We start from the raw sequence: 13698 nt of genomic DNA on the forward strand, positions 1-13698 counted from the left end.
AAAAGAATCTGACGGAGAGACAATGCTGAGACTGTTTGGATGCGGAGTGCTGGCGCTGACGTTCGCGTCGACGGGCTGGGCGGCCGAGCACTACGTCGAGGTCTGGAACCCGCCCGAGGCGCGGCTGCCTGCGGCTCGTACGCCTGCCCATACGCCGTCCGCACACGCCGGCGCCGACGCGCATGCCGCCAAGGGCGCGGAGAAGCACGCAAGCGCGCAGCCGAAACCGATCGTGAAACCGCCGCACAAGCGCCGCGTCGCGCAAGCGCTGAAAGCCGAGCCCCATCGGCCGCCCGCCGCGGCCGAAGCGCCGGCCGCGCCGCGCCCCGTCGCGCAGCCCACGCCGGGCCGCCTCACGGTGATGCAGCCGGCCGCGCCCGATGCGCCGCACGCGCACGACTTTTCCGACATCCCGCGGCAATACACGCCGGACGGCAACGTGCTGCGTGTCGGCACGCGCAACCGTCCCGCCGAGGTGACGCGATAATGGAAGCGCAGACCTATCACGGCTACCAGATCTGGGGCCACGCGATCCTGCAGCAGGACGAGATCCTGCAGCCCGAGCGCTACGCGGCGAGCGGCACGATCACGCAGAACAACAAGCTGGTCGAGGCGTCGGGCGTGCTCGACGTGTTCGACACCGAGGAAGAAGCGCGCGAAGCGGGGCTCGAATGGGCGCGTGCGTGGATCGACAACCACCGCTGACCGATTCGCCGGATCCGGCCGGCCGCCGCGGCAGAAACGCGCGCGGTTGTCGCCGTGCAAAACGAACGAAGGGGCGTCCACGACGCCCCTTCGCTCATCTGCGCTCCGCAAACGACGGCTACGCGGCCTGACGCGGCGGCTGCATCGCGCGCTGCGGACGCCCGACGAGCCGCGACAGCCCGACGATCGCCGCCAGCGTCGCGACGTACGCGGCGACCTGAATGCCGGCCGGCCGCGCGGTATAGCCGATCAGCGTATGCAGCGCCTTGCCGACGAGGCTCGAATCCTTCAGCAGCCAGGTCGTATCCCAGATCGCATCGCCCCACGACGGCACGAGGCCGGCCGCGAGCAGGAAGCCGACACACTGGCTCGCCATGCCGGCCGCGAGCAGCACGATCAGCCAGTTCGTGACCGAGAACAGACGCTTCAGCGGAATCTGCAGCAGCCCCGCATACATCGCATAGCCGAGCCCGGCGCCGCCGAGCACGCCGAGCAGCCCGCCGGCGATCATCTGCGGCGTCTGGCCGGGATCGCCCGCGGCGATCCCGTACAGGAACAGCACGGCCTCCGAGCCTTCGCGCAGCACCGCGACGCCGACGACGATCGCGAGCCCCGTCAGCGGCTTGCTGCCCGCGGCGACCGCGCGGCCGACCGCGTTCATCTGCACCGCCATTTCGCGGCCGTGGCGGCTCATCCAGATGCTGTGCCACGCGAGCATCAGCGTCGCGACGAACATCACGCCGGCGTTGAAGACCTCCTGCCCCATCCCCGACGCCCACTGCGAGATCACGTCGGCGAACGCCGCGATCAGCGCCGCGCCGATCACGCCGCCGACCAGCCCGCCGCCGACCCACCAGCCGCGCCGCGGCACGCCGCGCGTGGCGGCCATCACGATCGAGACCACGAGTGCGGCCTCGAGCACTTCCCGAAAGACGATCAGCGCAGTGGACAGCATGGCGGCTTACCTGACGGTCAGATGCGTCTTCGACTGCGCTTCGTGGTACTCGTCGTGAAACTCGTACGTGCCGGCCTTCAGCGGCCCGACCAGGATCTCGACCGACTTGCCGGCCGGAACGACCTTCTCCGCCTTGAAGTCGTCGCTTTCGAATTCGGCCGGCGTCGCATCGAGATTCTTCACGAGGAACTTCACCTTCTTGCCGGCGGGAATCGTCACGCCGTCCGGCGAGAACTTGTGATCCTTCAGCGTCAGGTTGACGACGTCGTCCGAAGCGAACGCGGGGGTGACGCAGGCGCCGAGCAGAACCAGCGAGAAACCGACAGCAACACGATTCATGATCGAAAAGCGAACAGAGCTTGAGGGGCCTCGATACTAAGAGCGATTCGCATTTTCAATCCGAATGCCCTTGCACCCGCAATGGGGATCACGCTCCATAGCGCGGACACGGCGTATGGCACGACAAGGCCTGCGCGCGAGCCCGCCATCGCGCGTGCGCGGTCAATCCGGCCAAACACCGAGCGGCATGCGCGCCGCGCCGCACAGATTCGTCGGACGACCGCCTTACGCACGGCCGACAGCGCGCGAAGCCGAGCGCGTCGATGACGACGCTTGACCTTCCCACCGTGGCAAGCTTCATCATTGGAGCGTTCGTCGATCGTCAATCAGCCAAGGAGAGAGCACGATGGAATTCGAAGTTCAGGACATGACCTGCGGCGGCTGCGCCAACGCGATCACGCGCGCGGTGACGGCCGCCGATCCGGCCGCGAAGCTCGACATCGACGTCGCCGCGAAGACCGTCAAGGTCGAATCCGCGCAAGGCGCCGAACGTGTGCAGGCCATCATCGAGGCGGCCGGGTTCCATCCGGCGCTGCGCAGCGCGTAACGGCCGCCGCGCGCATCGTCGCTCGACGATGCGCGCGCATGCGCGTCAGCGCAACCGCACGAGCGTCGACTTCAGCTCCGTGTACTTCTCGAGCGCATGCAGCGACTTGTCGCGGCCGTTGCCCGACTGCTTGTAGCCGCCGAACGGGAAGTTCATGTCGCCGCCCTCGTCGTAGCAGTTCACCCACACCGTGCCCGCCCGCAGCCGGCGCGACACCTCGTGCGCGGTCGTCAGGTTCGACGTCCACACGGCCGCGGCCAGCCCGTAGTCGGTGTCGTTCGCGATCCGCACGGCCTCGTCGATATCGTCGAACACGATCAGCGACAGCACCGGCCCGAAAATCTCCTCGCGCGCGATCTTCGCGTCGGGCTTCACCTCGAACACCGTCGGCTCGACGTAGAAGCCGCCCGTCTCTTCCTTCACGCGCGCGCCGCCGGTGACCAGCGTGCCCTCCTTGCGGCCCGCGTCGATGTAGCCGAGCACGCGTTCGAGCTGGATGCCGTCGACGATCGCGCCCATCGACACCGACGGATCGAGCGGATTGCCGGGCACGTATGCGCGCGCGGCCGCGACGAGCTTCTCGACGAATGCGTCCTTGATGTCGCGATGCACGAGCAGCCGCGAGCCGGCCGTGCACATCTCGCCCATGTTGTAGAAGATCGCGCCGGCCGCCGCCTGCGCGGCGCGGTCGAGATCCGGGCAGTCGGGCAGCACGATGTTCGGCGACTTGCCGCCGAGTTCGAGCCATGCACGCTTCAGGTTCGACTGCGCCGCATACTGCATGATCAGCTTGCCGACCGCCGTCGAGCCCGTGAACGCGATGCAGTCGACGTCGTGATGCAGCGCGAGTAGCTTGCCCGGCTCGCCCGCGCCCGGCACCACGCTGAACACGCCGGCGGGAATGCCGGCCTCGAACGCGAGCTGCGCGACGCGGATCGCGGTCAGCGGCGACTTCTCCGACGGCTTCAGCACGACGCTGTTGCCGGCCGCGAGCGCGGGACCGAACTTCCATGCGGCCATCAGCAGCGGGAAATTCCACGGCACGACGGCCGCGACGACGCCGACCGGCTCGCGCGTGACGAGCCCGACCAGATGATGATCGGCCGGCGCGACTTCGCCGCCGACCTTGTCGATCGCTTCCGCGAACCATTCGACGCAGTATGCGGCGCCCGGCACGTCGACCGTCGTCGTGTCGCCGATCGGCTTGCCCGCGTCGAGCGTCTCGAGCAGCGACAGCTCGTCGAGATGCTCGCGCATCAGCGCGGCCCAGCGCAGCAGCACGGCCTTGCGCGCGCGCGGGTTCAGGCCGGCCCAGACGCCCGCGTCGAATGCGCGGCGCGCGGCCGCGACGGCCGCGTTCACGTCGGCTTCGCCGCAGTCGGCCACCTTCGTCAGCACGCGGCCGTCGATCGGGCTCACGCAGTCGAACGTCCTGCCGCCGTGCGCGTCGCGCAACGCGCCGTCGATGAATGCGCGCCCTTCGATCTCGAGCGACGCCGCCTTGTCCTGCCAGTCAGCCAAAGTCAACTTTTTCATTCAGGATGCCTCAATGTGATGGCATTCGCGGTTCGACGTGCGGCGCACGCGACGCGCGGCCGCCGCGAATGCGGTGACGCGCGGTCAGAAGGTCGCCGGCGAATTGGCCGAGACGACCTCGCAGATCTGTTCCGCGCTGGGATTGCGAAAACGGTGCGGCAAACGGCTTTCGAAGTAGTAGCCGTCCCCGGGGTCGAGCAGCCATGTCGCGCCGTCGACGGTCAGCTCCAGGCGCCCCGACACGACGACACCGCCCTCGTGCCCCGCATGCACCAGCATCTCCGGCCCCGTATCGGCCAGCGGCTGGTAGACCTCGCGCATGATGCACATGTTGCGGTCCTTCACGCCCGCCCCGACGAGGTGAAACGCGAGCGCGTCGTTGCCGAGGTTCGGCATCTCGTCGCGGCGGGACACGACCGTGCGCGACTCGACGAGCTCGAACGTGAAGAACTCCGCCAGACTCATCGGAATGCATTCGAGCAGTTTCTTCAGCGAGCCGACCGAGGGGCTCACGCGGCCCTGCTCGATCAGCGAGATCGTGCCGTTGGTCACGCCGGCCCGCTTCGCGAGTTCGCGCTGCGACAGTGCATGCTTGTTGCGCACGAAACGCAGGCGCTCGGCGACTTCGGTGGACATCGATTCGGTTTCGGACACGATAGGCGCGATGAAAAAGTGAAACGACGCGGTGGACTGCCGTTGAATATTCTAATCACTTTATGCCGCGCATTAACGGGGAAAACCCTGAAAGGCGTTCGAAATAATGAACACCGTGTCGAGTATTCCTTTTATGAATCTTTTATTCGCACTGCTCGGGAAACCCCTGATACGGGACCGTTAAAAAACATTTGACGCCGTTTTTGGCTCGTATATGCTGGCTCTCAGGTCAGCGTCACTGGCGCGTCATGTGCAGCCAAATGCGTTATTGCAACGCAAAAATTGATGCCTGTCGATGTAAGCGATGCTGAACCGGCGCCTCGATTATTTTAAACGCCCCGCGCGTCGAAACGATCAGGTGTTCAATACTTTCAACGAACCAGTCGAGTGTAATCGTGAGAGTCCGTGGCCCTCTGGTGAGGTGGGATCGAGGCGATGTGCGAAGTCTGCGCAGCGCGGTCCCGCCTTCCGACGGCAGTTGCGGCTGGCATAGTCCTCGCCTGCATCTGTCGATCTACACCATCCTGTCTCGTCGTTCCGTCCGGCGTCACAACGCCGTTTCCGCACGCGCATTCGTCGCCGTTCATACCGACGAAGTCGCGTCGCTGCTGCCGTAGCGCCTCTTTTCTCTTCACGTCGTTCGTTTCGTCTGCATCCCGTTAGCCGCGTCGATTGCGCGGTGACGGCACGCGTTCGCGCATGCGTTGCAGCGTCGCGCGTCGCAACGAAACGAACGACGGCTTGATCGTCGCGCGCAGCGCGGATCGCCACACCATCCCGTTGCGCTCACTCATCAGCGGCCTTGCGGTTTTCGCAAGGCTGCGGGGTCGTGTCGCGCCTGCGTTTCGACCATTGCCGCGATTTGCAGGCAACGGCCCTTCGGATTACTGACAGACGTCATGGAAAGGAAACCCCTCGTCGGCATCACGGCCGACCACACGCAAATCGGCGCACACGCGTCGCATACGGTCGGCGACAAATACGTCGCCGCGATCGTCGACGGCGCTCACGCGCTGGCGATGGTGCTGCCCGCGCTCGGCGCTCGCCAGTCGACGGACGACGTGCTCGATGCGGTCGACGGCCTGCTGTTTACCGGCAGCTACTCGAACGTCGAGCCGCACCTGTACGGCGGTGAGCCGAGCGCGCCCGGCACGAAGCACGACCCGGCGCGCGACGCGACGACGCTGCCGCTGCTGCGCGCGGCGATCACCGCGGGCGTACCGGTGCTGGCTGTCTGCCGCGGCTTCCAGGAGCTGAACGTCGTATGCGGCGGCACGCTGCACCAGCGCGTGCATGAAGTGCCCGGCCTCGCCGATCACCGCGAGGACGACGACGCGCCGATGGACACGCAATACGGCCCCGCGCACGTCGTGCGCCTGACGCCCGGCGGCATGCTGCACGCGCTCGCCGGCGGTCGCGACGAAGTGCACGTGAACTCGCTGCACAAGCAGGGCATCGCGCAACTCGGCTCCGGCCTCGCGATCGAGGCCGTCGCACCGGACGGGCTGATCGAGGCCGTCAGCGTCGTCGACGCGCCGGCCTTCGCGCTCGCCGTGCAATGGCATCCGGAATGGCGGCATGCGCAGGACCCGCTGTCGAGCGCGATCTTCCGCGCCTTCGGCGACGCCTGCCGCGCGCGCCGCGCAGCCCGCACGCGCGCCACGGCCGCCGCCGCGCTCGCCTGAGCGCGCCGACCAACCAACGAGAACAAACATGCAAGACATCGAAGAATTTCTGAAGCAGCACCGGATCACCGAGATCGAAGCGATCATTCCCGACATGGCCGGCATCGCGCGCGGCAAGATCACGCCGCGCAACAAGTTCACGTCCGGCGAGTCGATGCGGCTGCCGCAGGCCGTGATGGTGCAGACCGTCACCGGCGAGTATCCGGAAGACGGTTCGCTGACCGGCGTCACCGACCCCGACATGGTCTGCGTGCCCGACGTGTCGACGATCCGCCTGATCCCGTGGGCCGTCGACCCGACCGCGCAGGTGATCCACGACTGCGTGCACTTCGACGGTTCGCCCGTCGAGATCTCGCCGCGCTACGTGCTGCGCCGCGTGCTCGACCTGTACAAGGCCAAGGGCTGGAAGCCGGTGGTCGCACCGGAACTCGAGTTCTACCTGGTCGACATGAACAAGGACCCGGACCTGCCGCTGCGCCCGCCGGTCGGCCGCACGGGCCGCCCCGAAACGGGTCGGCAGTCGTACTCGATCGAGGCCGTCAACGAGTTCGATCCGCTGTTCGAGGACATCTACGAATACTGCGAGACGCAGGATCTCGACATCGACACGCTGATCCACGAAGTCGGCGCCGCGCAGATGGAGATCAACTTCATGCACGGCGACGCGCTGTCGCTGGCCGACCAGGTGTTCCTGTTCAAGCGCACGGTGCGCGAGGCCGCGCTGCGCCACAACATGTACGCGACCTTCATGGCCAAGCCGATGGAAGGCGAGCCGGGCTCGGCGATGCACGTGCACCAGAGCATCGTCGACGAGGAGACGGGACAGAACCTGTTCACGTCGCAGGAAACCGGCGGCGCGACGTCGATGTTCTACAACTATCTCGCGGGGCTGCAGAAGTACACGCCGGCGCTGATGCCGATCTTCGCGCCGTACATCAACTCGTACCGCCGGCTGTCGCGCTTCATGGCCGCGCCGATCAACGTGCAGTGGGGCTACGACAACCGCACGGTCGGCTTCCGGATCCCGCACTCGGGGCCGTCCGCGCGCCGCATCGAGAACCGCATCCCGGGCGTCGACTGCAACCCGTACCTCGCGCTCGCCGCGACGCTCGCGGCCGGCTATCTCGGCATGACCCAGCGCCTCGAGCCGACCGAGCCGCTCGTCAGCGACGGCTACTCGCTGCCGTACCAGCTGCCGCGCAACCTCGAGGAAGGGCTCACGCTGATGGCCGCCTGCGAGCCGCTCGGCGAAATCCTCGGCCACAAGTTCCTGAAGGCGTATTTCGCGCTGAAGGAAACCGAATACGAAGCGTTCTTCCGCGTGATCAGCTCGTGGGAACGCCGCCATCTGCTGCTGCACGTGTAAGCGCGCAACGACCGCCATACGGAGGAAACATGACGTACCGCAACGAATCTGCCTGGATCCAGCCCGCCGCGCCCGCGGCCCGCGCCGCGCAAGCCGCGCGCTCGACCGCCGAATACCGCGCGCTCGACGCCGCGCACCACATCCATCCGTTCTCGGACATGGGCGCGCTGAACCGCGCGGGCAGCCGCGTGATCGTGAAGGCCGACGGCGTCTACCTGTGGGACTCGGAAGGCAACAAGATCATCGACGGGATGGCCGGCCTCTGGTGCGTGAACGTCGGCTACGGCCGCAAGGAACTCGCCGACGCCGCGTATCGCCAGCTGCAGGAGCTGCCGTTCTACAACACGTTCTTCAAGACCACGCACCCGCCGGTGATCGAGCTGTCCGCGATGCTCGCGGAAGTCACGCCGGCCGGCTTCAACCACTTCTTCTACTGCAACAGCGGCTCGGAAGGCAACGACACGGTGCTGCGCGTCGTGCACCAGTACTGGCGCGTGCAGGGCAAGCCGCAGAAGAAATACGTGATCTCGCGCCGCAACGGCTATCACGGCTCGACGATCGCCGGCGGCACGCTCGGCGGGATGGGCTACATGCACGAGCAGATGCCGTCGAAGGTCGAGAACATCGTGCATATCGACCAGCCGTATTTCTTCGGCGAGGCGCAGCCGGGCGAGACGCCCGAGGCATTCGGCCTCGCGCGTGCGCAGCAGCTCGAGGCGAAGATTCTCGAACTCGGCGCGGAGAACGTCGCGGCGTTCATCGGCGAGCCGTTCCAGGGCGCGGGCGGCGTGATCTTCCCGCCGTCGACGTACTGGCCGGAGATCGAGCGGATCTGCCGCAAGTACGACATCCTGCTGGTCGCCGACGAAGTGATCGGCGGGTTCGGGCGCACCGGCGAATGGTTCGCACACCAGCACTTCGGCTTCGAGCCGGACCTGATCACGATGGCCAAGGGCCTGACGTCGGGCTATATCCCGATGGGCGCGGTCGGCATCCACGAGCGCATTGCGCGGCCGATCATCGACAACGGCGAATTCAACCATGGCCTCACGTACTCGGGGCATCCGGTGGCAGCCGCAGTCGCGGTCGCGAACCTGAAGCTGCTGCGCGACGGCGGCATCGTCGAGCAGGCGAAGACCGACACGGGCCCGTACTTCCAGGCGCTGATGCGCGAAACCTTCGCGCGTCATCCGATCGTCGGCGAGGTGCACGGTCACGGCCTCGTCGCGAGCCTGCAGCTCGCCGAGGCGCCGGCCGAGCGTCGCCGCTTCGCGAACGGCGGCGACGTCGGCACGATCTGCCGCGACTTCTGCTTCAACGGCAACCTGATCATGCGCGCGACCGGCGACCGGATGCTGCTGTCGCCGCCGCTCGTGATCTCGCGCCAGGAAATCGATGAACTCGTGTCGAAGGCGAAGAAAGCCGTCGATGCGACCGCCCAGCAACTGGGTCTTTCGTAACGGCTTTGCCTACAGGCGTGCGGCGGGCGCCGCACGCCGCCATAACCAGGGGAACTCCACCATGCGTGCTCGCTATCTTCGCCAAGCCTGTTCCGCCGCCGCGCTCGCCGCGGTGGCCGCGTTCACGTCAGTCGCCAGCCCGACGGCGCACGCCGACGAGCTGAACGTCTACAACTGGTCCGACTACATCGCGCCGGACACGATTCCGAACTTCCAGAAGCAGACCGGGATCCACGTCAAGTACGACAACTACGACAGCGACGACACGCTCCAGGCGAAGCTGCTGGCCGGCAGCTCGGGCTACGACATCGTCGTGCCGACGTCGAACTACATGGCCAAGCAGATCCAGGCCGGCGTGTACCAGAAGCTCGACAAGTCGAAGCTGCCGAACCTCGCGAACCTCGATCCGCTGTTGATGAAGATGATTGCCGATGCGGATCCGGGCAACCAGTACGGCGTCCCCTGGGCCTACGGCACCGACGGTATCGGCTACAACGTGCAGGCCGTGAAGAAGGTGCTCGGCGACAAGGCGCCGGTCGACAGCTGGGCGCTGGTGTTCGACCCGGCCAACATGGAAAAGCTGAAGAGCTGCGGCGTGTCGATCCTCGACCAGGCCGTCGACGTGTTCGCGGCCACGCTGCAATACATGGGCAAGAACCCGAACAGCACGAATCCGGCCGACTACCAGGCTGCCTTCGAAGTGCTGAAGAAAGTCCGCCCGTACATCACGCAGTTCAACTCGTCCGGCTACATCAACGACCTCGCGAACAACGACGTGTGCGTCGTGCTCGGGTGGTCGGGCGACGTCGGCATCGCGCATCGTCGCGCGTCCGAAGCGAAGCGCTCGTACGACATCAAGTTCGCGAACCCGAAGGAAGGCGGGCTGCTGTGGTTCGACGTGATGGTGATCCCGAAGGATGCGCCGCACCCCGAGAACGCGCTGAAGTGGATCAACTACGTGTCCGATCCGAAGGTCAATGCGGCGATCACCAACACGGTGTTCTACCCGACCGCGAACAAGGCCGCGCACCAGTTCGTCACGCCGGCCGTCGCGCAGGACCCGACCGTCTATCCGCCCGAGGACGTGCTGAAGAAGATGGTGCTGATGAAGCCGATGCCGGCCGACATCCTGCGTCTGCAGAACCGTCTGTGGGCGCAGCTGAAGACCGGCCACTGATCGCGATGCATTCCGGCGGCGCAGGCCCGGCGGTACGCCTGCCCGCCTGAGATTCGCGGACGACCGTCCGCCCGCGCGCGCCGCGCGCAACTGTTCCATCCGGCATGCGCCGTATCCCGCGAGTCGCGCTGCGCGCCTCGCGCGGGGACGCTCACGCCTGCAATCCGTGAAGAACGAATGGTGACTCCCATGCAATCGATACCCTCTTCCGCTGCTGCACGCCAGGCCCAACCGGCTGCCGTGGCCCGTTCGAAGAACGACGCCTTCGTGCGCATCGAAAACGTCGTGAAGAAATTCGGCGACAGCACGGCCGTCGACAACGTGAACCTGACGATCGCGAAGAACGAGCTGTTCGCACTGCTCGGCAGCTCGGGCTGCGGCAAGTCGACGCTGCTGCGCATGCTCGCCGGGCTGGAGACGGCCACCTCCGGCAAGATCTACGTCGACGGCGAGGACCTCGCGTCGCTGCCGCCGTACCGCCGCCCGGTGAACATGATGTTCCAGTCGTACGCGCTGTTCCCGCACATGACGGTCGAGTCGAACGTCGCGTTCGGCCTGAAGCAGGAAGGCACGCCGAAGAACGAGATCAGGGAGCGCGTGGCCGACGCGCTCGCGCTCGTGCAGATGAGCAAGTACGCGCAGCGCAAGCCGCACCAGCTGTCCGGCGGCCAGCAGCAGCGCGTCGCGCTCGCGCGCTCGCTGGTCAAGCGCCCGAAGCTGCTGCTACTCGACGAGCCGATGTCCGCGCTCGACAAGAAGATCCGCCAGAAGACCCAGCTCGAACTCGTCAACATCATCGAGAAGGTCGACGTCACCTGCGTGATGGTCACGCACGACCAGGAAGAGGCGATGACGATGGCCAGCCGCCTCGCGGTGATGAGCGAGGGCAAGATCGTGCAGATCGGCGCGCCGGGCGAAGTGTACGAATTCCCGAACAGCCGCTTCTCGGCCGAGTTCATCGGCTCGACCAACCTGTTCGAGGGGCGCGTGGTCGAAGACGAGCCCGACCACATCTTCGTCGAGAGCGACGACCTCGAGGCGCGCATGCACGTGAGCCACGGCATCACCGGCCCGCTCGGCATGCCGGTCGGCATCTCGGTGCGCCCGGAGCGCGTGCACGTGTCACGCGAGAAGCCGGCCTCGCCGCACAACTGGGCGCGCGGCGTCGTCACCGACATCGCCTACATGGGCGCGTACTCGCTCTACCACGTGCGGCTGCCGAGCGGCAAGACGGTCGTGTCGAACCTGTCGAGCTCGCACCTGCTGCACGACGGCGCGCCCGCATGGAACGACGACGTGTTCGTGTCGTGGTCGCCGTCCAGCGGCGTCGTGCTGACGCAGTGAGGACCACGCGATGAGAACTTCCGCTTCCCCCTCGTCCGCGCCGGTGTCGTCCGGCGCCGCCGCCGCGACCGCGGCCTCGACTGCCGCGCGCGGCAATCGCTTCCCGCGGCTGTCGCGCTTGCTGCCGTCGGGCCGCAGCGTGGTGATCGGCGTGCCGTTCCTGTGGCTCGCGATCTTCTTCGCGCTGCCGTTCGTGCTGGTGCTGAAGATCAGCTTCGCCGACCAGGTGATGGGCATCCCGCCGTACACGTCGCTCGTCGAGATCAAGGACGGCGTCGTGCACTTCGCGCTGCAGCTGTCGCACTACGCGTTCCTGCTGCAGGACGACCTGTACGTCGCGACCTACCTCAGCTCGCTGAAGATGGCCGCTGTATCGACGGTGCTGTGCCTGCTGATCGGCTATCCGATGGCGTACTACATCGCGCGCTCGGAGCCGGGCACGCGCAACGTGCTGATGATGGCCGTGATGCTGCCGTTCTGGACCTCGTTCCTGATCCGCGTGTACGCATGGATCGGCATCCTGAAGGACGACGGCCTGCTGAACCATGCGCTGATCGCGCTGGGCATCATCCACACGCCGCTGCGGCTCTATCACAGCGATGCGGGCGTCTACATCGGGATGGTCTATTCGTACCTGCCGTTCATGGTGATGCCGCTGTACGCGCACCTCGTGAAGATGGACCTCACGCTGCTGGAGGCCGCATACGACCTCGGCGCGAAGCCGTGGGTCGCGTTCACGCGCATCACGCTGCCGCTGTCGAAGAACGGGATCATCGCGGGCAGCCTGCTGGTGTTCATTCCGGCGGTCGGCGAGTACGTGATTCCGGAGCTGCTGGGCGGCGCGGACACGCTGATGATCGGGCGCGTGATGTGGGATGAATTCTTCAACAACATGGACTGGCCGATGGCGTCGGCCGTGACGGTCGCGATGGTGGTGCTGCTGCTGGTGCCGATGGCGCTGTTCCAGTACTACCAGGTCAAGGAACTGGAGGACGCGAAATGATCAAGCCGAGCAAACCGCTGTCGACGGGCGTTCTCGCCTTCGGGTTCCTGTTCCTGTACATCCCGATCATCAGCCTGGTCGTGTACTCGTTCAACGAGTCGAAGCTGGTGACGGTGTGGTCGGGCTTCTCGCTGAAGTGGTACGCGGCGCTGTGGCAGGACGACGAGCTGCTGAGCGCCGCGTGGCTGTCGCTGAAGATCGGCCTGCTGACGGCGACCGCCTCGGTCGTGATCGGCACGTGGGCGGGTTTCGTGCTGGCGCGCTTCGGACGCTTCAAGGGCTTCACGCTGTACACGGGGATGATCAACGCGCCGCTGGTGATTCCGGAGGTGATCCAGGGGATCTCGCTGCTGCTGCTGTTCGTCGCGCTGGAGCAGATGTTCGGCTGGCCGAAGGGGCGCGGGATGGTGACGATCTGGATCGGCCACGTGATGCTGTGCGTGTCGTACGTGGCGATCATCGTGCAGTCGCGCGTGAAGGAGATGAACAAGTCGCTGGAGGAGGCGGCGCTCGATCTCGGCGCGACGCCGCTGAAGGTGTTCTTCGTGGTGACGCTGCCGCTGATCTCGCAGGCGCTACTGTCGGGCTGGCTGTTGTCGTTCACGCTGTCGATCGACGACCTGGTGCTGTCGGCGTTCCTGTCGGGGCCCGGTTCGACGACGCTGCCGCTGGTGGTGTTCTCGCGCGTGCGGCTGGGGCTGAACCCGGAGATGAACGCGCTGGCGACGCTGTTCATCACGGCGGTGACGATCGGCGTGATCGTCGTGAACCAGATGATGATCGCGCGCGAGCGGCGTCGCATGGCCGACATGAAGGCGGCGTTCGCGGTGGCCGCCGCATGAGCTTCCGCTTCCCTTTGCTCCGATAACAAACCCTGCGCGCCGCTTCGCGCGGCGCGCGATTCGACCACGCATTGACAAGGCGCAC

16 protein-coding genes are annotated in these 13698 nt (G+C 66.4%); 11 read left to right on the plus strand and 5 right to left on the minus strand.

What is annotated here, in order from left to right:
• Positions 1–22 precede the first annotated feature (22 nt).
• The gene (locus WS57_RS33780; RefSeq protein ID WP_059600976.1) at positions 23–487 is read left to right on the plus strand and encodes a hypothetical protein; all 465 of its coding nucleotides are present in this window, start codon (positions 23–25) and stop codon (positions 485–487) included.
• Entirely contained in the window at positions 487–705 is a 219-nt protein-coding gene (locus WS57_RS33785) for a hypothetical protein (RefSeq protein ID WP_009687508.1), read from the plus strand. The genes WS57_RS33780 and WS57_RS33785 overlap by 1 nt, the downstream gene beginning before the upstream one ends.
• 118 nt (positions 706–823) lie before the next feature.
• Here the strand turns inward: WS57_RS33785 and WS57_RS33790 are convergent, their stop codons facing one another.
• Both WS57_RS33790 and WS57_RS33795 read right to left on the minus strand, forming a co-directional pair.
• Positions 824–1660, minus strand: a complete 837-nt coding sequence (locus WS57_RS33790) for an FTR1 family iron permease (RefSeq protein ID WP_059518516.1) — start codon at positions 1658–1660, stop codon at positions 824–826.
• Positions 1661–1666: 6 nt separating this feature from the next.
• Entirely contained in the window at positions 1667–1999 is a 333-nt protein-coding gene (locus WS57_RS33795; RefSeq protein WP_009687510.1) for a cupredoxin domain-containing protein, read from the minus strand.
• 346 nt (positions 2000–2345) lie between these two features.
• Between WS57_RS33795 and WS57_RS33800 the strand changes: the two genes are divergently transcribed.
• A complete protein-coding gene (locus tag WS57_RS33800) occupies positions 2346–2546 on the plus strand; it encodes a heavy-metal-associated domain-containing protein (RefSeq protein ID WP_009687511.1) in 201 nt (66 codons plus the stop codon).
• Between the two features lie 45 nt (positions 2547–2591).
• Here WS57_RS33800 and WS57_RS33805 read toward each other — a convergent pair whose 3' ends face one another.
• Both WS57_RS33805 and WS57_RS33810 read right to left on the minus strand, forming a co-directional pair.
• On the minus strand, positions 2592–4082 hold the full coding sequence (locus WS57_RS33805; RefSeq protein WP_059600973.1) for an aldehyde dehydrogenase: 1491 nt from the start codon (positions 4080–4082) through the stop codon (positions 2592–2594).
• An 84-nt stretch (positions 4083–4166) separates the two neighbouring features.
• Complete coding sequence (locus WS57_RS33810; RefSeq protein ID WP_009687514.1) at positions 4167–4718, minus strand: cupin domain-containing protein; 552 nt, start codon at positions 4716–4718, stop codon at positions 4167–4169.
• A 455-nt stretch (positions 4719–5173) separates the two neighbouring features.
• On the opposite strand from WS57_RS33810, the gene WS57_RS36590 reads away from it, so the two are divergent.
• Complete coding sequence (locus WS57_RS36590; protein ID WP_080292952.1) at positions 5174–5353, plus strand: hypothetical protein; 180 nt, start codon at positions 5174–5176, stop codon at positions 5351–5353.
• Between the two features lie 42 nt (positions 5354–5395).
• Here WS57_RS36590 and WS57_RS38235 read toward each other — a convergent pair whose 3' ends face one another.
• Entirely contained in the window at positions 5396–5530 is a 135-nt protein-coding gene (locus WS57_RS38235; RefSeq protein ID WP_257786280.1) for a hypothetical protein, read from the minus strand.
• A 105-nt stretch (positions 5531–5635) separates the two neighbouring features.
• Between WS57_RS38235 and WS57_RS33815 the strand changes: the two genes are divergently transcribed.
• The 7 genes from WS57_RS33815 (at position 5636) to WS57_RS33845 (ending at position 13613) form a co-directional block, all read left to right on the plus strand.
• Positions 5636–6421 (plus strand): gamma-glutamyl-gamma-aminobutyrate hydrolase family protein, encoded by a 786-nt coding sequence (locus WS57_RS33815; RefSeq protein WP_059482662.1) that lies wholly within the window; start codon positions 5636–5638, stop codon positions 6419–6421.
• A gap of 28 nt (positions 6422–6449) precedes the next feature.
• Complete coding sequence (locus WS57_RS33820) at positions 6450–7787, plus strand: glutamine synthetase family protein (RefSeq protein ID WP_040128408.1); 1338 nt, start codon at positions 6450–6452, stop codon at positions 7785–7787.
• A gap of 29 nt (positions 7788–7816) precedes the next feature.
• Positions 7817–9247: an aspartate aminotransferase family protein gene (locus tag WS57_RS33825; RefSeq protein WP_069245387.1), complete on the plus strand. Its 1431-nt coding sequence runs from the start codon at positions 7817–7819 to the stop codon at positions 9245–9247.
• 61 nt (positions 9248–9308) lie between these two features.
• On the plus strand, positions 9309–10424 hold the full coding sequence (locus tag WS57_RS33830; protein ID WP_059481503.1) for a polyamine ABC transporter substrate-binding protein: 1116 nt from the start codon (positions 9309–9311) through the stop codon (positions 10422–10424).
• Between the two features lie 189 nt (positions 10425–10613).
• The gene (locus WS57_RS33835; RefSeq protein WP_040128411.1) at positions 10614–11768 is read left to right on the plus strand and encodes an ABC transporter ATP-binding protein; all 1155 of its coding nucleotides are present in this window, start codon (positions 10614–10616) and stop codon (positions 11766–11768) included.
• Positions 11769–11778: 10 nt separating this feature from the next.
• Entirely contained in the window at positions 11779–12771 is a 993-nt protein-coding gene (locus tag WS57_RS33840; protein WP_069244234.1) for an ABC transporter permease subunit, read from the plus strand.
• Positions 12768–13613 carry an ABC transporter permease subunit gene (locus WS57_RS33845; protein ID WP_040128415.1) on the plus strand — a complete coding sequence of 282 codons (846 nt, stop codon included), beginning with the start codon at positions 12768–12770 and terminating at the stop codon, positions 13611–13613. The genes WS57_RS33840 and WS57_RS33845 overlap by 4 nt, the downstream gene beginning before the upstream one ends.
• Positions 13614–13698 lie beyond the last annotated feature (85 nt).

Origin of the sequence: Burkholderia pseudomultivorans, assembly GCF_001718415.1 — a bacterium.
Classification (GTDB): domain Bacteria; phylum Pseudomonadota; class Gammaproteobacteria; order Burkholderiales; family Burkholderiaceae; genus Burkholderia; species Burkholderia pseudomultivorans_A.

What these genes read in the sequence shown, in the direction of transcription:
- WS57_RS33780 (WP_059600976.1), top strand. Translation starts at nt 23, where the DNA reads ATGCTGAGACTGTTTGGATGCGGAGTGCTGGCGCTGACGTTCGCGTCG.
- WS57_RS33785 (WP_009687508.1), top strand. Translation starts at nt 487, where the DNA reads ATGGAAGCGCAGACCTATCACGGCTACCAGATCTGGGGCCACGCGATC.
- WS57_RS33790 (WP_059518516.1), bottom strand. Translation starts at nt 1,660, where the DNA reads ATGCTGTCCACTGCGCTGATCGTCTTTCGGGAAGTGCTCGAGGCCGCA.
- WS57_RS33795 (WP_009687510.1), bottom strand. Translation starts at nt 1,999, where the DNA reads ATGAATCGTGTTGCTGTCGGTTTCTCGCTGGTTCTGCTCGGCGCCTGC.
- WS57_RS33800 (WP_009687511.1), top strand. Translation starts at nt 2,346, where the DNA reads ATGGAATTCGAAGTTCAGGACATGACCTGCGGCGGCTGCGCCAACGCG.
- WS57_RS33805 (WP_059600973.1), bottom strand. Translation starts at nt 4,082, where the DNA reads ATGAAAAAGTTGACTTTGGCTGACTGGCAGGACAAGGCGGCGTCGCTC.
- WS57_RS33810 (WP_009687514.1), bottom strand. Translation starts at nt 4,718, where the DNA reads ATGTCCACCGAAGTCGCCGAGCGCCTGCGTTTCGTGCGCAACAAGCAT.
- WS57_RS38235 (WP_257786280.1), bottom strand. Translation starts at nt 5,530, where the DNA reads ATGAGTGAGCGCAACGGGATGGTGTGGCGATCCGCGCTGCGCGCGACG.
- WS57_RS33815 (WP_059482662.1), top strand. Translation starts at nt 5,636, where the DNA reads ATGGAAAGGAAACCCCTCGTCGGCATCACGGCCGACCACACGCAAATC.
- WS57_RS33820 (WP_040128408.1), top strand. Translation starts at nt 6,450, where the DNA reads ATGCAAGACATCGAAGAATTTCTGAAGCAGCACCGGATCACCGAGATC.
- WS57_RS33825 (WP_069245387.1), top strand. Translation starts at nt 7,817, where the DNA reads ATGACGTACCGCAACGAATCTGCCTGGATCCAGCCCGCCGCGCCCGCG.
- WS57_RS33830 (WP_059481503.1), top strand. Translation starts at nt 9,309, where the DNA reads ATGCGTGCTCGCTATCTTCGCCAAGCCTGTTCCGCCGCCGCGCTCGCC.
- WS57_RS33835 (WP_040128411.1), top strand. Translation starts at nt 10,614, where the DNA reads ATGCAATCGATACCCTCTTCCGCTGCTGCACGCCAGGCCCAACCGGCT.
- WS57_RS33840 (WP_069244234.1), top strand. Translation starts at nt 11,779, where the DNA reads ATGAGAACTTCCGCTTCCCCCTCGTCCGCGCCGGTGTCGTCCGGCGCC.
- WS57_RS33845 (WP_040128415.1), top strand. Translation starts at nt 12,768, where the DNA reads ATGATCAAGCCGAGCAAACCGCTGTCGACGGGCGTTCTCGCCTTCGGG.